The organism is Streptomyces sp. NPDC020983, assembly GCF_044333485.1.
Classification (GTDB): domain Bacteria; phylum Actinomycetota; class Actinomycetes; order Streptomycetales; family Streptomycetaceae; genus Actinacidiphila.
Genome location: NZ_JBIRRA010000005.1, coordinates 22,316 through 40,433 on the forward strand (window position 1 = coordinate 22,316; position 18,118 = coordinate 40,433).

At 75.1% G+C, this 18,118-nt stretch carries 14 protein-coding genes and 1 pseudogene; 3 read left to right on the plus strand and 12 right to left on the minus strand.

Going from position 1 to position 18,118, the window contains the following annotated elements:
- Nucleotides 1-2: 2 nt before the first annotated feature.
- The 4 genes from ACH4SE_RS11955 to bldG all read right to left on the minus strand — a co-directional run bounded on the left by ACH4SE_RS11955 (nucleotide 3) and on the right by bldG (nucleotide 4,405).
- On the minus strand, nucleotides 3-596 hold the full coding sequence (locus tag ACH4SE_RS11955) for a small secreted protein (RefSeq protein ID WP_398543221.1): 594 nt from the start codon (nucleotides 594-596) through the stop codon (nucleotides 3-5).
- Between the two features lie 262 nt (nucleotides 597-858).
- The gene (locus tag ACH4SE_RS11960; RefSeq protein WP_398543222.1) at nucleotides 859-3,243 is read right to left on the minus strand and encodes a sodium-translocating pyrophosphatase; all 2,385 of its coding nucleotides are present in this window, start codon (nucleotides 3,241-3,243) and stop codon (nucleotides 859-861) included.
- Between the two features lie 312 nt (nucleotides 3,244-3,555).
- A complete protein-coding gene (locus tag ACH4SE_RS11965) occupies nucleotides 3,556-3,969 on the minus strand; it encodes an ATP-binding protein (RefSeq protein WP_398543223.1) in 414 nt (137 codons plus the stop codon).
- 94 nt (nucleotides 3,970-4,063) lie between these two features.
- Nucleotides 4,064-4,405 carry an anti-sigma factor antagonist BldG gene (gene bldG, locus ACH4SE_RS11970; protein WP_031520166.1) on the minus strand — a complete coding sequence of 114 codons (342 nt, stop codon included), beginning with the start codon at nucleotides 4,403-4,405 and terminating at the stop codon, nucleotides 4,064-4,066.
- A gap of 184 nt (nucleotides 4,406-4,589) precedes the next feature.
- Here bldG and ACH4SE_RS11975 point away from each other — a divergent pair, with 184 nt between their 5' ends.
- Nucleotides 4,590-7,079: a DEAD/DEAH box helicase gene (locus tag ACH4SE_RS11975; RefSeq protein ID WP_398543224.1), complete on the plus strand. Its 2,490-nt coding sequence runs from the start codon at nucleotides 4,590-4,592 to the stop codon at nucleotides 7,077-7,079.
- A 291-nt stretch (nucleotides 7,080-7,370) separates the two neighbouring features.
- Here the strand turns inward: ACH4SE_RS11975 and ACH4SE_RS11980 are convergent.
- The 6 genes and pseudogenes from ACH4SE_RS11980 to ssd all read right to left on the minus strand — a co-directional run.
- A pseudogene (locus ACH4SE_RS11980) lies at nucleotides 7,371-7,625 on the minus strand (Rv3654c family TadE-like protein); the annotation flags it as partial.
- Nucleotides 7,622-7,948 (minus strand): TadE family type IV pilus minor pilin, encoded by a 327-nt coding sequence (locus ACH4SE_RS11985; RefSeq protein WP_398543225.1) that lies wholly within the window; start codon nucleotides 7,946-7,948, stop codon nucleotides 7,622-7,624. The pseudogene ACH4SE_RS11980 and the gene ACH4SE_RS11985, both read right to left, overlap by 4 nt.
- A 304-nt stretch (nucleotides 7,949-8,252) precedes the next feature.
- Nucleotides 8,253-8,531, minus strand: coding sequence for a DUF4244 domain-containing protein (locus ACH4SE_RS11990; protein WP_398543226.1), 279 nt, complete (start codon nucleotides 8,529-8,531; stop codon nucleotides 8,253-8,255).
- A 127-nt stretch (nucleotides 8,532-8,658) separates the two neighbouring features.
- Nucleotides 8,659-10,506, minus strand: coding sequence for a type II secretion system F family protein (locus ACH4SE_RS11995; RefSeq protein WP_398543227.1), 1,848 nt, complete (start codon nucleotides 10,504-10,506; stop codon nucleotides 8,659-8,661).
- Nucleotides 10,507-10,689: 183 nt separating this feature from the next.
- Nucleotides 10,690-11,841 (minus strand): TadA family conjugal transfer-associated ATPase, encoded by a 1,152-nt coding sequence (locus ACH4SE_RS12000; RefSeq protein WP_398543228.1) that lies wholly within the window; start codon nucleotides 11,839-11,841, stop codon nucleotides 10,690-10,692.
- Entirely contained in the window at nucleotides 11,838-12,944 is a 1,107-nt protein-coding gene (gene ssd, locus ACH4SE_RS12005) for a septum site-determining protein Ssd (protein WP_398543229.1), read from the minus strand. The genes ACH4SE_RS12000 and ssd overlap by 4 nt, the downstream gene beginning before the upstream one ends.
- Nucleotides 12,945-13,384: 440 nt before the next feature.
- On the opposite strand from ssd, the gene ACH4SE_RS12010 reads away from it, so the two are divergent.
- Nucleotides 13,385-14,230 (plus strand): HAD family hydrolase, encoded by an 846-nt coding sequence (locus tag ACH4SE_RS12010; protein WP_398543230.1) that lies wholly within the window; start codon nucleotides 13,385-13,387, stop codon nucleotides 14,228-14,230.
- Nucleotides 14,231-14,662: 432 nt separating this feature from the next.
- Here ACH4SE_RS12010 and ACH4SE_RS12015 read toward each other — a convergent pair whose 3' ends face one another.
- Nucleotides 14,663-15,526, minus strand: coding sequence for an oxidoreductase (locus ACH4SE_RS12015; RefSeq protein WP_398543231.1), 864 nt, complete (start codon nucleotides 15,524-15,526; stop codon nucleotides 14,663-14,665).
- Nucleotides 15,527-15,632: 106 nt separating this feature from the next.
- Here ACH4SE_RS12015 and ACH4SE_RS12020 point away from each other — a divergent pair, with 106 nt between their 5' ends.
- Nucleotides 15,633-16,661, plus strand: coding sequence for an ATP-binding protein (locus tag ACH4SE_RS12020; RefSeq protein WP_398543232.1), 1,029 nt, complete (start codon nucleotides 15,633-15,635; stop codon nucleotides 16,659-16,661).
- On the opposite strand, the gene ACH4SE_RS12025 is transcribed toward ACH4SE_RS12020, so the two are convergent.
- Entirely contained in the window at nucleotides 16,642-18,096 is a 1,455-nt protein-coding gene (locus ACH4SE_RS12025) for a hypothetical protein (protein ID WP_398543233.1), read from the minus strand. The two genes, ACH4SE_RS12020 and ACH4SE_RS12025, sit on opposite strands and share 20 nt — an antisense overlap.
- Nucleotides 18,097-18,118 lie beyond the last annotated feature (22 nt).

The window sequence follows — 18,118 nt, forward strand, 5'->3', positions numbered from 1 at the left end:
GGTCAGGAAGCGCGCGGCGTGGGGGCCGTCGACGGGGACTGCGGGACGCTCTGGCAGCCCGGCTGCTGGGCCAGCGCCTTGCCCTGGTCGCCCTCGCGCAGTGCGCTGAGCGCCTTGTCGCCGTCCGTCGTCGCCTTCGAGAAGGAGTCCGACACGCCCTGCAGGCCCGCGGCGAACTTGGCCTGATCCGTGGTGTCCAGCCCGTCGACCTGCTTCTTGAGGGCCGCGTACTGCGTGGACAGGCCGGTGAAGGAGGTGACGGCGTTCTGCTGGAAGGTGTCGCCGTTGTCGCCGGGAGCGGGCCCCGCGGCGTCGAAGATGCCGGCCAGCGACTTGTAGGCGTCGGAAATCTGCTGGAAGGCGGCGGAGTCCGCGGACTGCACGTCCTGCGGCTTGCCTCCGCTGTCGACCTTGGTCAGCGCGGTGTTGGCGTCGTTGATCTTCTTCGTCTGCGCGGCGGTCTGGTCGCACACGCCCTGCGCCCAGGTGTCGAGCTTCTTGCCCGTGTCGTCGCTGGAGCAGGCCGACAGCGGCGCCAGCGCCAGCAGCACGGCCGCGCCCGACAGCGCGGCGCGGCGTCCGTGGTTCAGCTTCACCGTTCAGGTCCCTTCCGTGGCGTCACGGCCCCGGAACTTACACGGGGAGGGGGTGGCGACCACGAATCCCGCGGGGACTTCGCACTCATTCGTCCGATATTCAAGCCGTTCGTAGCAAGCCCCGGTACGGTGCCGCCCACCTGCCCGAACGGCGGGAGCCCGGCCCGATGCCGGACCCCCGCCGCGGGGCTGACGGTGTGGCAGAACTCACGCCGCCCCCGATGCCCCGCGGGCGTGTCGCGGCCCGCCGGGCGCCGGGGCGTCAGGCCGCGCTCGCCGCGCCCTCCGCCCGTTCGGCGCTGCCGCTCCCGGGGCCGGCGGCCGCGGCCGCACCGCGGCGCTTGGACGCGTAGACGGCCCCGACGACGACCGCGGCCGCGGCCCCGGCGACCACCGTCCGTACCGCGGCGTTGGCGTCCACGCCGTAGCTGAACTTGACCACGGCCGGGGCGATCAGCAGCGCGACCAGGTTCATGACCTTCAGCAGCGGGTTGATGGCCGGGCCCGCGGTGTCCTTGAACGGGTCGCCCACCGTGTCGCCGATGACGGTCGCCGCGTGGGCCTCGCTGCCCTTGCCGCCGTGGTGGCCGTCCTCGACGAGTTTCTTCGCGTTGTCCCAGGCGCCGCCGGAGTTGGCGAGGAAGACCGCCATCAGGGTGCCGGCGCCGATCGCCCCGGCCAGGTACGACGCGAGCGAGCCGATGCCGAGGCCGAAACCGACCGCGATCGGCGCCAGGACGGCGAGCAGTCCGGGCGTGGCCAGCTCGCGCAGCGCGTCCTTGGTGCAGATGTCGACGACCCGGCCGTACTCCGGGGTCTGCGTGCCGTCCATGATCCCGGGGTGCTCGTGGAACTGGCGGCGCACCTCGTAGACCACCGCGCCCGCGGAGCGGGAGACCGCGCTGATGGCGAGGCCGGCGAAGAGGAAGACGACCGCGGCCCCGAACAGCAGCCCGACCAGGTTGTTCGGCTGCGAGATGTCGAGCGACAGCCAGCGCGCGTCCGACGCTCCCGGATGCGCCCTGGCCACCGCCGTGTCGACGGCCTCCCTGAACGAGCCGAACAGCGCGGTCGCCGCGAGCACCGCCGTCGCGATGGCGATGCCCTTTGTGATGGCCTTGGTGGTGTTGCCGACCGCGTCGAGGTCGGTGAGCACCTGCGCGCCCTCGCCGTGGACGTCGCCGGACATCTCGGCGATGCCCTGGGCGTTGTCGGAGACGGGGCCGAAGGTGTCCATCGCGACGATGACGCCGACCGTGGTGAGCAGTCCGGTGCCGGCGAGCGCGACCGCGAAGAGCGCGAGCCACACCGAGGTGCCGCCGAGCAGGAAGGCGCCGTAGACGGACAGTCCGATGAGCAGCGCCGAGTAGACCGCGGATTCCAGGCCGAGCGAGATGCCGGAGAGCACCACGGTGGCCGGTCCGGTGAGCGAGGTCCGGCCGACGTCCCGGACCGGGCGGCGGGCCGTCTCGGTGAAGTAGCCGGTGAGCTGCTGGATCAGCGCCGCGAGGACGATGCCGATGGCGACGGCGACGAGCGCGAGCACGCGCGGGTCGCCGCCGTGGCCGGTGACGGCGGGGCCGGCGCCGTGCAGGCCGGCGTAGGAGGACGGCAGGGCGGTGCGGACGGCGACGGCGACCCCGGCCAGCGAGATGGCCGCGGAGAGGAAGAAGCCGCGGTTGATCGCCGTCATGCCGCTGCGGTCGGAGCGGCGGGGTACGACCGCGAAGACGCCGATCATCGCGGTGAGCACACCGATCGCCGGGATGAGCAGGGGAAAGGCGAGGCCGGCGTCGCCGAAGGCCACCTTGCCGAGGATGAGCGCCGCCACGAGGGTGACGGCGTAGGACTCGAACAGGTCGGCCGCCATGCCGGCACAGTCCCCGACGTTGTCGCCCACGTTGTCCGCGATGGTCGCGGCATTGCGCGGATCGTCCTCCGGGATGCCCTGCTCGACCTTGCCGACCAGATCGGCGCCCACGTCGGCGGCCTTGGTGAAGATTCCGCCGCCGACGCGCATGAACATCGCCAGCAGCGCGGCCCCGAATCCGAATCCCTCCAGGACCTTGGGGGCGTCGGCTTTGTAGATCAGGACGACCGCGGACGCGCCGAGAAGGCCGAGTCCGACGGTGAACATTCCGACGACGCCACCCGTGCGGAATGCGATCTTCATTGCCCGGTGCGACACCTCCGCCAAATCCGCGGGCGTTTCTCCGGGTTCCGGTGTCGCCGCTCTCGCCGCCGCGGCCACCCGCACATTGCTGCGCACCGCGAGCCACATTCCGACGTATCCGGTGATCGCCGAGAACACGGCGCCGACGAGAAAGAAGATCGACCGGCCGAGGCGCTGCGAGACGTCGTCCGCGGGCAGCAGCATGAGCAGGAAGAACGCGGCGGCGGCGAAGACCGCCAGGGTGCGGAACTGCCGTGCGAGGTAGGCGTTGGCGCCTTCCTGCACGGCAGCGGCGATCTTCTTCATGGCGTCGGTTCCTTCGTCCGACGCGAGCACTTGGCGCACCAGCACCGCGGCGAGTGCCAGAGCCGCGAGTGCGACCACCGCGATGATCCAGACGAGCAGCCGGTTTCCGTCCGTCAGCACCGGTATCGGATCCGCGGCAAGCGTCCGAGGGGTGAATAGCCCCGCCATTCGTCCTCCTTGACGTTTGGCGCATGGGCGTGCGGCTCTTACGGCTCGGCAGTCGGCAAAGCCGCGACGCTCAGGCGAGCTGAGCATGATGGACGGATTGTAGGGAGCCGCGAAAGATCAAAAAAGGTGCCGGTCGGGATCGGTCGGTAATTCCCGCCGTAAATGACGCAATCGGACGACCGGACGGCCGAAGGGCAGCGTTCTGCTTCGCGGAAGGGCGCCACGGGGCCTTGCGCGAAGGGGCTCTGCCTCTATGCGGAGATTCCCTTTCCGGGTCTCACGCGGGGCTCACGCCGCCGCTCGCGCGGGATCTCACGCGGAGGGGGTCGGCCAGCTCATGCGGATGACTCCGCCGACGGCGCCCTCGATGACCTCCACGTCGTCGACCAGACCGCTGATCACGGCAAGGCCCATCTCGCCCTCGTCGTCGGCGGCCTCGTCACCGCCGGAATCCGGGGAGGAGCCGTGCGCGTTCCCCGGCACCTCGTCGGCCACCTCGATGGAGAACGTCTTCTCGTCCTCGTTGAGCATCACCCGCACGGGTGCCTCGACACCGTTGCTGCGGTGCAGGCCCACGGCACGGCTGCAGGCCTCGCCCACCGCGAGCCGCACCTCGTCGAGAGCCGCCTCGTCCACCCCCGCCCGGCGCGCCACGGCAGCCGCTACGAGCCGTGCTGTGCGCACGTGCTCCGGCTGGGCGCTGAAGAGCAGTTCTACGGTGGGCATGGCCTCCCCCTCGGTTCCATGGGCAGACATCACACGGGCATCACAGGGGTCCGGACGGTGTGCCCGTCCGGGACCCCTTCGCTCGGGCGAGGAATCAGTCGGTCGCCGCGACGGCCTCGTCGACCGAGGTGTGGATCGGGAACACCTTGGTCAGGCCGGTGATACGGAAAATCTTCAGGATGCGCTCCTGGTTGCACACCAGACGCAGCGATCCCTCATGCGCGCGCACCCGCTTGAGCCCGCCGACGAGGACGCCCAGTCCGGTGGAGTCGAGGAAGTCGACCCCTTCCATGTCCACGACCAGGTGGTAACTCCCGTCGTTCACGAGCTCCACCAGCTGCTCGCGCAGCTTGGGCGCGGTGTACACATCAATCTCGCCGCCGACCTCGACGATCGTGCGATCGCCGACGGTTCGGGTCGACAGGGACAGGTCCACGGATCCTCCAGCACCTTGCATCGACGCGACTCCCCCAGGGGCCTCCCCACCGAGGAGTAGGAGCCTTCTCCCACCGAAGGTAGGGGAAGGGCCCTCAGCCGCGATGGCATTCAATCACTTCGCAGCGGGCCAGCACGACGCCTTCATGCGTTTGTCCGTCACGCCGGTGACACACTGAGTGCCGATGGCCCAGGATCATCTTCCGCAGTCGGCGCACGGGCGCCCGTCCCCCCGCACCGCTCTGGAGCGGCTCGCCACGGGGGCGGACCGGGCCGCGCGCATCACCCATACGGAGCACCTGCCCCCGCGGGTCGGGCGTCATGCCTCGTGGCCGCTCGGCGTCCGGCCGGAGGTCGTGGCGGCGATCGAGGCGGCCGGGATCCGTCAACCGTGGGAGCACCAGGCGCGGGCGGCGGAGCTGGCGGTCGGCGGCGAGTCGGTGGTCGTGGCCACGGGTACGGCCTCGGGCAAGTCGCTCGGCTATCTCGTGCCCGTGCTCAGCGCTCTGCTGGACGGCGCAGACGCGCCCGGCGCCGGGGGGCGGGGCGCGACCGCGCTGTACCTGGCGCCCACCAAGGCGCTGGCCGCCGACCAGCGGCGGGCCGTGGCCGCGCTCGCCGCCCCGCTGGGCACGGCGGTGCGGCCCGCGGTCTACGACGGCGACACGCCCGTCGAAGAACGCGAATGGGTCAGGCAGTACGCCACCTACGTGCTCACCAACCCGGACATGCTGCACCGCGGCATCCTGCCCGGACACGCCCGCTGGTCCTCCTTCCTGCGCCACCTGCGCTACGTCGTGATCGACGAGTGCCACACCTACCGCGGGGTCTTCGGCTCGCACGTCGCCCAGGTGCTGCGCCGGCTGCGGCGGGTGTGCGCCCGCTACGGGGCGGCGCCGGTCTTCCTGCTCGCCTCCGCCACCGCCGCGGACCCGGCGCGCGCCGCCACCCGGCTCACCGGACTGCCGGTCGCGGAGATCACCGACGACGCCTCGCCGCGCGGCGAACTGGCCTTCGCGCTGTGGGAGCCGCCGCTGACGCAGCTGTCCGGCGAGCACGGCGCGCCGGTGCGGCGCACCGCCACCGCCGAGGCCGCCGACCTGCTGACCGACCTGGTGCTCCAGGGGGTGCGCACCGTCGCCTTCATCCGCTCCCGGCGGGGCGCGGAGCTGGTCGCCGTGATCGCGCAGGAGCGGCTCGCCGAGATCGACTCCGCCCTGCCGCGCCGGGTCGCCGCCTACCGCGGCGGCTACCTGCCGGAGGAGCGCCGGGCCCTGGAACGGGATCTGCACTCCGGCCGCCTGCTGGGCCTGGCGTCCACCTCCGCGCTGGAGCTGGGGGTCGACATCTCCGGCCTGGACGCCATCATCCTGGCCGGCTACCCCGGCACCCGCGCCTCGCTGTGGCAGCAGGCCGGGCGCGCCGGCCGGTCGGGGCAGGGCGCGCTCGCGGTCATGGTCGGCCGCGACGACCCGCTCGACACGTACCTCGTCCACCACCCCGAGGCGATCTTCGAGCAGCCCGTCGAATCCACCGTGCTGGACCCGGACAACCCCTACGTCCTCGCCCCGCACCTGTGCGCCGCCGCGGCCGAGCTGCCGCTCACCGAGGAGGACCTGCCGCACTTCGGCCCCGAGGCGCCCGCGCTCCTCCCGCAGCTGGAGCGGCGCGGACTGCTGCGCCGGCGCGCCACCGGCTGGTACTGGACGCGGCGGGAGAGGGCCGCCGACCTCGCCGACATCCGCGGCGGGGGCGGCGAGCCGGTCCAGGTCGTGGAATCGGCCAGCGGGCGGCTGCTGGGCACGGTGGACGCCTCCTCGGCCCACACCGCCGTGCACGACGGCGCCGTCCACCTCCACCAGGGCCGCACCTACGTGGTGGAGCACCTGGACCTGGAGGACTCCGTCGCCCTCGTGACACGCGCGGACCCGAACTACTCGACGATGGCCCGCGACACCACGTCCATCCGGGTGCTGGCCACCGATGTGGACGAGCCGTGGGGCGAGGCCCGCATCCACTTCGGGTCGGTCGAGGTCACCCACCAGGTCGTGTCGTACCTGCGCCGCCGGCTGGTGACCGGCGAGGTGCTGGGCGAGACCCGGCTCGACCTCCCGCCGCGCACGCTGCGCACCCGGGCCGTCTGGTGGACCGTCACCGACGACCAGCTGGACGCCGCCGGCATCCTCCCGGAGGAGCTGCCCGGCGCCCTGCACGCCGCCGAGCACGCCTCCATCGGCCTGCTGCCGCTCTTCGCCACCTGCGACCGCTGGGACATCGGCGGCGTCTCCGTCCCGCTGCACACCGACACCGGCCTTCCCACCGTCTTCGTCTACGACGGCCACCCCGGCGGCGCGGGCTTCGCCGAACGCGCCTTCCACACTGCCCGCGGCTGGCTCACCGCCACCCGCGAGGCCATCGCCTCCTGCGAATGCGACGCCGGCTGCCCCTCCTGCGTGCAGTCCCCCAAGTGCGGCAACGGCAACGACCCCCTCGACAAGGCCGCCTCCCTCCGGCTCCTCACCTCCCTCCTGGCCTCCGCCCCACCCGACACCGACCCGGCGGGTGCCTCCGGGGACGCCCCGGGGCCCTCCCCCCGCTCCCCGGCGAGCGGCACCGGGGTGGCGCCGGGCGCCGGCGACGGCGGTCCTGCTCCCGTACCCGAACCCGGCGGTTAGGCCGGGGCCGCCGCCGGGGCCCGGCGGCGAGAGGCCTGGGGCGCGAGGTCCGGTGGACGGGGCGGTGCGGACCGCGCCTGCGGCCGGTTTCCGGACGCGCCCGCCGTCGGACCCGAGCGTCCCGGCGCCTCCGGGGCGGGGCCCGGCGACGGGAACGGCACGGCTGAGCGGGCCGAGGGCGGATCCGGCAGGCCGGCCGGAGCCCGCGTCCTCGGCCGGTCCCGGGCCGGCGCGGGACCGCACGCGGGCTCCGCCGACGTCCGCCACCACGTCGGCGATCTCGCCCTTCACCACGCAGACCGCCAGGCGGGCACCCTGGGCCCGGGCGACCTGCTCGGCCAGCGCGCAGGCGTGCCCCTCGCCGTCGAGGGCGTGGTCGGCCGCAGCGAGGGCGGCGAGATCCGCGGCCGCACCCGCCCGGTGGCGCAGCACGACCGCCCGGGCGAGCATCAGCGCCGCCGAGAAGAGGACGAGCAGCACGGCCACGACGGCGAGCGACCAGACCGTGGCCGAGCCCCGGTCACCCCCGCGCCGCGGCGCGGTCACGGCCCCTCACCCCCGTCCACGGCGTCCTCGGAGAGCGCGGTGGCCTGCGCTCCCAGCCCCACGGGGAATCGCGGCGGCGGAACGGTCACCCGCACGGTGACCATGCCGCCCGCCCGCCGCACGCTGACCCGCGCCCCCTTCGGAGCGGCCTCCCGCGCCGCCCGGACCACGGCCGCCGGCTCCTCCGACCGGGCCGCCGCCCGCGCACCGGCCCGGGCCGCGTCCACGCACTCGACCTGCGCGGCCGCGGCCATGAGGCCCCAGACGAGCGTGCCGGCCACAAGGACCAGCACGGGGATCGACATCGCCGTCTCCGCGGTCACGTACCCGTGCTCCCCACCGCGGCCGGGCAACCGCCCCGCCGCGCCCGGCCACCGCCTGCGCACCGCCCCCGGCCACGACACCACCGCGTACCGCGGGGCGGCGACCGGCGGCGCGTGCCACGGGCCGGGGCACGGCCACCGCCACGTGCCCGCCCGCGGCACGGCTCGGCCCCGGGCCGGGCGGGCGCCGCCGTCCGCGCCCGCCCGCAGCCGGGCCCCGGCTTCCAGGGCGCCCTGAAGCGCGTCGGAGGGCGCGCCCGGGGGAGGGTGCGGCCCCGCGGCCGCACCCGGCGTCGGCGAGGCGTCAGAAGGGCACATGGAGGGCCTTCGTGATCACCCCGGTGAGGGCGGCCCGCACCGGACCGCTCGTCACGATCTTGTAGAGCACGGCGGCGAACCCGCACGCGGCGATCGTCCCCACCGCGTACTCCGCCGTGCTCATCCCGGCCTCGGCGGCCGCGCGGCACGCCCGCGCCCTGCGCCTCCACCACGCGGCCGCCCGGTTCCTCCCGCCCGGCCGCTGCCGGTCCGCCGTCCGCGCGGACGACGCGCTGACCGTGCTCGACGTGCTGACCATGCCCATTTCCATTTCCTTTTCCTCCCGTTGGGTGGGTTTCTCCGGGTGCTCCCGGACGTGCACGAGGGCGTGCGGAACCACGCCCCCAGGTCATGTGGACCGTCCCGCGCCGGTGGCCGCCGCGTGCGACCCGTCAGGGCGCGGCGGGGCCGAGGACGGCGCCGGACAGGCCGATCACCACCGGCACCACGCCGACCAGCAGGAACGCCGGCAGGAAGCACAGGCCCAGCGGCGCGGTGGCCAGCACCGCCGCCCGCCTGGCCGCGGCCAGCGCCGTACGGCCGTGCGCGGCACGCAGTTCGGCGGCCAGCCGGGACATCTCGGCCACCGGCGCGCTGCCCGTCGTGGAGGCCCTGGCCAGGCACCGTCCCAGGTCCCGCGCGGCCGACCCGCCGCCGAAGCGCAGCCAGCACTCCCCCGGGTCCCCGCCGAGCCGCAGTTCGGCCTGTGCGCGTATCAGCGCCGCTCCCAGCGGCCCGCCGAGGCAGCCGCCCACCGCGCCCGCCGCCTCCCCGGGTGTCGCTCCGGCGGCCAGGCACGCGGCCATCAGATCGGCGCACAGCGGGAGTTGCCCAGATCCGGGCCCGGCGGCAGTCCTGCGGCCCGCTGCCGCCCGGCGGCGTCCCCGCAGCCACCACCCGGCTGCCGGCGCCGCGACCAGCCCCGCGAGGAGGCCCAGCGCCCCGCCGACGGCCGCCACCGCCACCAGCCCGGCCACGAGCGCGGCGCCCCACTGCCGCACCGCCCCGCCGACCGCCCTCCGGAGGCGCCCCGGCCCCGCCCGGCGCACCGGTGGCCCGCCGAGCACCGCCACGAGCTGACGTGCCCGCTTCCGCCGCCCGCTCCCGAGCCCGGCGGCCACCGCGCCGCCCGCCGCGACGGCCGCCGCCACCGCTGTCCCCAGGCTGTGGACAACCCCGGCGGCGCCGACGACCCCCACCGCGAGCGTGTCGGCTCCGCCCGGCACCCGGGGACCGCCCCCCGTCCGGAGGTACGGCCCCGGCGCCGGACCGCCCCGGCGTTTCGGGCCCCCGGTCGCGGGGGATTCGGCCGCGGGGGATTCGGCCGCGCGCATGATCCGCGCCGTCCAGGCGAGCCCCGCCCCTTCCAGGACGCCCCCGGCCAGGAGGCACAGCAGACCCGCGGGGGTGTGGAGCAGCACGCTTGCGGGATCGGCGCCCAGGCCCGCGCCGAGGAGGACGCCGAAGAGCGGGAGCAGCGCGAGCATCACCGCGGTGGAGCGCGGCCCGGACAGCTGGGCCCGCAGGTCCTCCCGCTGGTCGGCCTCGGCGCGCAGGGCCGCCGCCACCCGGTCGAGCGCGGCGGCGAGACCCGCCCCGCCGTCCACCGCGACCTGCCAGCAGGCCGCCACCGCCGTCAGGCCCTCCGTGCCCGCGGCCGACCGGGAGGCGTCCCGCAGGGCCTGGGGCACGTCACCGCCGAACCGCGCGGCGGAGAGCAGCAGCCGGGCCGCACCGGACAGCTCGCGGGTCTCCTGCCACCCGGCGGCCAGGATCGTCGCGCCCAGCGCGGTGTGCGGCGGGCACCCGGCGCGCAGCTCACCGGCCAGCGCGCCGCACAGTGCCGCGACAGCCGCCGCCCCGCGCTCGGCGGCGGCCCGGCGTGCCCGCCGTCGCAGCGCCCGCCCCACGAGGGGTACGGCGGCGATCCCGGCGAGCAGCGGCAGCACCGACCTCGTCGGCAGCGCCAGCAGGGCGCCGGCCGGCACGCACAGCGCCTCCGGCCCCGCCCACCGCGCGGCCCACGCGTACCGCCCGTCCGGGGCGGCGCTCCGGCGCAGCCCCGCGAGCCCCGCGCGCAGCCGCTCCCCCGGCCCCGCGCGCCCCGCGGCCCCTTCCCCGCCCACCTGGCCCAGCACCCGGCGGGCCCGGTGCCGCTCCCCGCGCGCCTCCAGCGCTGTGGCCAGCAACGCGGCGGCGCACAACGCCGCGGCCCACATCCCCTGCACCTCAGCCGCCATGACGCACCGCCGGCCGGACCATCGGGCCCCGCATCCGCACGACCGCACCGGAGGCCCGTACGGCATGCCGCCAGCGGCACAACCGGCCGCACCCGCGTACCGCCGGACGCGGCACCGTGCCCGGCGCGCGGTCCCGCGCGGCCTCCTCCGGCGTGCCCCGCCGCTCCACCGTGCCCCGCGCCCTCATGACATCCCCCGCGCGCACAGCTCCGCGAGCCGGGGCCAGCCCGGGCCGCGGGTCAGGGGGCCGGGGCTGCCGTGGAGGGCGGGGAGTGTGGTGACCAGGCCGTCGCCACCGCGGGTGAGGACGTGGATCTCGGCGACGCGGCGCAGGCCCGCCGCATCGCGGGACAGGTGGATCACCAGGGACAGGGCAGCTGCCAGCTGGCTGTGCAGGGCCGCCCGGTCCAGGCCCGCGGTGGAGCCGAGGGCCTCCAGGCGGGCCGGGACGTCGGAGGCGGCGTTGGCGTGGACGGTGCCGCACCCGCCCTCGTGGCCGGTGTTCAGGGCACTGAGCAGATCCGTCACCTCGGCTCCGCGCACCTCGCCGACCACGAGCCGGTCGGGCCGCATCCGCAGCGCCTGCCGGACCAGCTCCCGCAGGGTGACCTCGCCGGCGCCCTCCTGGTTGGCCGGGCGGGCCTCCAGCCGGACGACGTGCGGGTGGTCGGGGCGCAGCTCGGCGGAATCCTCGGCGAGCACGATGCGCGCCCCGGGGTCGACCAGGCCCAGCAGGCAGCTGAGCAGGGTGGTCTTGCCCGAGCCCGTACCGCCGCTGATCATGAAGGACAGCCGCGCGTCGAGCACCGCCCGCAGCACCGCGGCCGTTTCGGCGTCGACCGTACCGGCCGCGACCAGCTCGGCGAGGGTGAAGGCGCGCGAGCGCACCACGCGCAGGGACAGGCACGGGGAGCCGACGACGACGGGCGGCAGCACGGCGTGCAGCCGCGTGCCGTCCGGCAGCCGTGCGTCGACCCAGGGCCTGGCGTCGTCGAGCCGGCGGCCTGCCGTGGTCGCGAGCCGCTGGGCGAGCCTGCGGACGGCGGCGGTGTCCGGGAAGCGGACGCCGGCCCGCTCCAGGCCCCGGCCGCGGTCGGTCCAGACCTCCTCCGGGCCGTTGACCAGGATGTCGGTGACCTCGGGATCGGCGAGCAGCGCCTCCAGCGGGCCCGCGCCGACCAGTTCGGAGCGGAGGGCGCCGACCACCCCGAGGACCTCGGTGTCCCCGAGCAGCCGGCCCTGCGCGCGCAGCGCGGCCGCGACCCCGGCGGGCGTCGCCTCGGCTCCGCGCTCGGCCAGGCGGAGGCGTACGGCGTCGAGCAGGGGCGTGGTCATACCGGCACGCTCCCGCCGTCCGCGAGGGCCCGGGCGAGGAAGGCGGTGCAGAAGCGGGCGAGCGGGCCACGGCCGGAGGAGCCCGGGGGGCCGCTGCTGCCGAGGGTGCCGGGCCCGCGCTCGCAGGGCAGCTCGCCGGCTGCCGGCAGTCCGACGAGGCGGGCGGTCTCGGGGCCGTCGAGCCCGTCGGCGAAGGGGCCGCGGACCACCACCCGCAGGTCCTTCAGCACCAACGTGAAGGCCGCGGCGACCCGGGCGGCGGCCGCGACCGCGCGCAGTTCGGCGGGCACGACCAGCAGGCCGATGTCGATCTGCGCCAGCGTCTCGGCCACCGCCTCGTCCACCCGGCGCGGCAGGTCGACGACCACCAGGCCGCCGCGCCGCCGGGCGGCACCCAGCACGGACCGCATGGCGGGGGCGGGGATGACGACGGAGTCGCCGCGGTCCCAGCTGAGGACGCTCAGGGCGTCGAGCCGCGGCAGCGACTCCTCCAGGACGCCGCTGTTGACGCGGCCCCGCGAGTCCGCGAGCGCGGGCCAGCGCAGCCCGCGGGAGCGCTCGGCCCCGACGAGGATGTCGAGGCCGCCGCCGAGAGGGTCGCCGTCGATGAGCATGGTGCGCCGCCCGGCCCTCGCGGAGGTGACGGCGAGGGCGCAGGCCAGGGTGCTGGCGCCGGCGCCGCCGCGGCCGCCGACCACCCCGACGGTCAGGGCGGGCTGCCCGACGCCTTCGACGATGTCGGCGAGCCGGTCGACGAGCCAGGGTTCGGCGTCCGGCAGCAGCAGAACGTGGTCGGCCCCGACGTCGTGGGCCGTGCGCCAGACCTCCGCGTCGTCCGGATCCCGCCCGACGAGAAGGACCCCCTTCCTGCGGGGGACCCCGCGGATGCGTGCCGCCGACTCCGCACCGACCAGGACGAGGGGCGCGCCCTCCCAGCCCGGTGCGCGCGGGGGCGCGCCGAAGACGACTTCCGGTTCCGCGCCGGCGGCCGCGCAGAGCCGTAGCAGATCGTCGAGGAGGCTTTCATCCTCCGTGACAATCAGCGGTCCGCCAGGGCCTTCGAGGGCCTCGTGCCGCGGTCCGGGCATGGTGGAACCAAACATTTCTCTTCCCCTTCGCTTGCCGTGCGGCGCACCGGTGGGCGCCGCCGACATCAGCTTGGGGTGAGAAGCGGGAATTGCGATGATCTTGGTCGGAATCTGTGGACAACTCGGCGATTGTGGATAACTCGTCACTCACACAGGTGACTTCTCGCCGACTTCGCAACGATTACGGTCCGTCACACGTCGTATGCAGGGGAGGACACACGCGGACGAGGGAGGTTGGTGTGATCGAGGACGCCGCAGGACCCGGCCGGAAGCGGCAGAAACGGGTCCGGACATGCGACGACCCCCGCCGGGGGGGAGAGCGGGGGTCGTCCCCACGGTCCGACTCGGGGGGGGGAGGAGCCAGACCGGGTTAGCACGGTCGCGAACGATCCGTGACTTCCATGGTGTACCCGATGGCCTTCCAGAGCAAACCCACGCGCCTGACCTTACGCCGAATGGTGGTTGCCTATGCTCGTCCCGTGGAAAACCACCTGCCACCGCGCACCGCGGCCTTCTTCGATCTCGACAAGACCGTGATCGCCAAGTCGAGCACACTCGCCTTCGGGCGGTCCTTCTACCAGGGCGGCCTCATCAACAGGCGGGCGGTTTTGCGTACCGCATATGCCCAGTTCGTGTACCTGGTCGGAGGCGCGGATCACGACCAGATGGAAGGCATGCGCAAATACCTGTCCGACCTGTGCAGGGGCTGGAATGTCCAGCAGGTGCGGGAGATCGTCGCCGAGACCCTGCACGACCTCATCGATCCGATCATCTACGACGAGGCGGCCTCGCTCATCGAGGAGCACCACGCCGCCGGGCGGGACGTCGTCATCGTCAGCGCCTCCGGCTCCGAGGTGGTCGAGCCGATCGGCGAGATGCTGGGCGCCGACCACGTGGTGGCCACCCGGATGGTCGTCGAGGACGGCGCCTACAACGGCGAGATCGAGCACTACGTCTACGGTCCGGCGAAGGCGGAGGCGATCGAGGAGCTGGCCCGCTCGCAGGGCTACGACCTGGAGCGCTGCTTCGCGTACAGCGATTCGGCGACCGACGTCCCGATGCTGGAGTCGGTCGGCCACCCCTACGCGGTCAACCCCGACCGGGCGCTGCGCAAGGAGGCCGTGGCCCGGGGGTGGCCCACGCTCACCTTCAACCGCCCCGTCCGGCTGAACCAGCGGATCCCCACACTTCCCATGCCGTCCGCGCCGGTGCTCGCCGCCGCCGCAGTGGGCGCCGCCGCCGCGACCGCGGGGCTGGTCTGGTTCGCGGCGCGGCGCCGCCGGCCGGCAGGCATGGCGTAGCCCCCGCGGCCCCCGTTCCCACCCGTCACCCCCAGCCCACCAGCCCCACCAGCCGCCTCGGCCAGGATGTCCCGTATCGACGGAAATGTTCCGGGAACGTAAAGAAGGGGAGCCAGGGGTTCCGCCGGGCCGCGGTCGGGGGTACAAAGGTGGTAAGCGGCCCGCGAGACCACGGACTTCCGGGAGGAAGACCGCAGTTCACTGCAGTAGGCCCCACGGACCGAGCACGGAAGCCGGGCACCCACGCGGAGCCGACCCGCCAACCGGGCCAGCCGTACCAGGAAGCGGGCGAAGACCCCGCCCTGATCCGGCAGATATCGCGCACGCACTGGTCACCCGGCGGACGTGCCAGCGGCGGCACCGAGAGGTGCCGCCGCATTTCCGTGCCCGGCCCCAGGAGGTTCGCCGGCCCCGCAGGTGGTCCGCCCGGTCTCAGGCGGCGCCCCGCTGCAGCGCCTCGCAGACGGCGACGCTCTCGCGTACGCCCAGCTCCAGCGCCCGCCCGCAGTGGCCGATCCACTCGGCCATGCCCTCCGCGGTGCCCGAGGCGTAGCCCTCCAGGGCGGCGAGGTAGGCGGTCGTGCCCAGTTCGGCGTGGCCGACCTCGGCCGGGCAGATGGACTTCGGGTCCAGCCCCGCGCCGACCAGGACGATCCTTTCCGCGGCACGCGCCACGGGCCCGTTGAAGGAGCCGAAGGGGCGCAGGCTCAGCAGCTCGCCGTGGACGACCGCGGCGACGACCAGCGCGGGTGCCGACGTCCCGGCCAGAAGCAGCGCGGTGAGCCCGTCCAGCCGCGCGGTGACCTCCGGCGGCTTCGGCAGGTCCAGCTCGGCGGCGCCGACCAGCGGCTCGTCCACCGCTTCCCCGGCGAGCCGCGGCCGGCCGACGGTGGGGTCGGCTGCCGCACCGCTCGCCGCCACCAGGTGCAGGCGGGCCAGCGCCTGCAGGGGCGAACGCCGCCAGACGCCGAGCAGCCCGCCCGCCTCGGCGGTCAGCCGGAGCGCCGCGCCGACCGTACGGGCCTGCTCGTCCGCGGAGAAGTCGCTGCGGCGGCGCAGCTCCTCGAGCGGCCAGTCGGCGCCCGCCAGCGCCGCGGAGCCGCGGGCGCCGCGCAGGGCGGCCTCCGCGGCGACCTCGTCCGACCTGCGACGCATCACCCGGTGCCCGTACACCCTGTCCACTGCCTGCCGCACCGCGTCGACCGCGGCGGGAACGCCCGGCAGGGTGCCGAGGGCGGCCAGCGGGTCGGTCGCCGAGAGTTCCTGGGCGGCGGACTGGGCAGCGTTCGTAGCCATGCCCAAGACCCTACGCACCCCGCGACACGGCAAACGACCACGATCGAGTGGCCTTGCCCACTCCGTTTGGACAGGATGCGTAGTCATCCGACTACTCTTGGCGCACATGAAGATCGCTTTCGTCGGAAAGGGCGGCAGCGGCAAGACCACGCTGTCCTCCCTCTTCATCCGCCATCTCGCCGCCTCGCAGGTGCCGGTCGTCGCCGTCGACGCCGACATCAACCAGCACCTCGGCCCGGCGCTCGGACTCGGCGAGGAGGAGGCCGCCGCGCTTCCCGCGCTCGGCGCGCACCTGCCGCAGATCAAGGAGTACCTGCGCGGCGCCAATCCGCGGATCGCCTCCGCCGAGACGATGATCAAGACGACCCCGCCCGGCCCGGGCTCCCGCCTGCTGCGCCTGACCGGGGACGACGACAACCCCGTCTACGCGGCCTGCGCCCGCCCGGTGGCACTGGACGGCGGCACGGTGCGGCTGATGGTGACCGGCCCCTTCAACGAGTCGGATCTCGGTGTGGCCTGCTACCACTCCAAGGTCGGCGCGGTGGAGCTGTGCCTGAACCATCTCGTCGACGGCCGCGGCGAATACCTGGTCGTCGACATGACGGCGGGCAGCGACTCCTTCGCCTCCGGCATGTTCACCCGCTTCGACCTGACCTTCCTCGTCGCCGAGCCCACCCGCAAGGGCGTCGCCGTCTACCGGCAGTACCGCGACTACGCGCGCGACTACGGGGTCGCGCTCGCCGTGATCGGCAACAAGGTGCAGGGCGCGGACGACCTGGCCTTCCTCCGCGCGGAGGTCGGTGACGACCTGCTGGTCACGGTCGGGCAGTCCGACTGGGTGCGGGCGATGGAGAAGGGGCGCCCGCCGCGCTTCGACCAGCTGGAGGAAGCCAACCGGCGGGCCCTGCGCACCATGCACGAGCGGGCCGACGCGGCCTACGAGTGCCGGGACTGGCGTCGCTACACGCAGCAGATGGCACTTTTCCACAGGAAGAACGCGGAGAGCTGGGGAAACTCGAAGACGGGGGCCGACCTGGCGGCGCAGATCGACCCCGGTTTCGTCCTCGACGAGAGCCTGCTGCGAAGCGTCCCCGCAGCGACCCGCGGCGAGGCGCTCAGCGCCCGTCCGGCCTGACGGCCCCGGCCGGCGTGGCGGCGGAGGCGGACCCCCCGGGTGTGCCGGCCGCCCCCTCGCCCGCCGCGGTGGGCGACGGCGACGGACGCATCAGCGCGGCCCACCCGCCCCGCGGGGCCTGCCCGACGTCCAGCCCGCGGAGCCGGTCCAGCACCTCGGGGTCCTGCGCGTCCAGCCAGTCGGCGAGCTGCTTGAAGGACACGCACCGCACGTCGGGCCTGCCGCACACGTCCCGCACGGTGTCCTCGACGGCCTTCAGGTAGGCGCCGCCGTTCCACGACTCCAGGTGGCTCGCGACGACCAGCGGCGCGCGGTTGCCCCGGTAGGCGCGCTCGAAGCCGGCCATCAGGCCGTCGTGCATCTGCTCCTGCCACACCGCGTTCTGCTGCGGGTCCTGGGCGCCGGCGACCGGTGTGCCGGACTGGACGGACAGGAAGCCCTGGTCCGAGGCGGGCGTCTCGGTGTCCCGCCCGGGGACGGGCACCTCCTGGAGCGGGAAGCGCCACAGCCCGCCGGACCTCGTGGGCCACACCTGCGGCTGCGGCGTCGGATCGGCGAGGTAGCGGAAGCCCGCCGCCACGGCTGCCGCGGGCAGGCCCGCCGGATCGGTCAGGCACGGCGGACGGCCGCCGACGACGGCCTTGGCGTAGTCGAAGGGCAGCGGATCGGCCGCGGACAGGCCCGTGCCGGTCTTCCACTGCCGCGTGAGATCCGCGGCCTGCCGGATCTCCGCCGCCCACTCCGCCGACGTCCATCCCCCGGACGCGCTGTCAGGGCCGTCCGCATCGTCGGCGGCGGCACCGTCCACCGGCGCGCCCGCGTCCTGCCCGCAGAAGTGCCCGTTGAAGTACGTGCCGATCTCGCTTCCGTCCGCCCAGGCGAGCCTCATCTGCGCGACGGTGCCGGCGACGGTCGCCGGGTCGGCCGGCAGACCGGTGTCGGAGGTGCCCCGCGGATGACGGGGCGGCGCGTAGCGGTCCGCGTGCGCGGCGGGCAGCAGGCTGACGCCGCTCACGAAGTACGTCATCGCGGCGCCGTCCCGCTCGCCGAACTCGCGGACGTACGACAGCAGCCGCCGGTCGTCCTGCACGGCGCCGTCCCAGGAGAAGACGACGAACTGCGGCGGCCGCTCCCCCGGGTGCAGGCGGCGGGCGGCGGGCTGGCGCGGCTGGTCGCCGGTGTCGGCGGTGGAGCCGTCGCCGATGAGCCGCAGCACCGGCGGGACCTGGGGTGCGTCCTCGACCCCGCGGCCGCCCGGTCCGGCGGACCGGGCGCCGCCGGGCGACGAGCACGCGGCGGCGCCGAGCGCCAGGACGACGGCGGTGGCGGCGGCGCGCAGCCGCGCGGCACGGCGGTGGCGGTCCCCGCGGACGGCGCCGGCGGCGCGGCCCCCGGAAGCGCGGGGGACGGGGAGCGGCTTGCGTACGGAGTGCATTCGTACCTCGCATCGCGGCAGG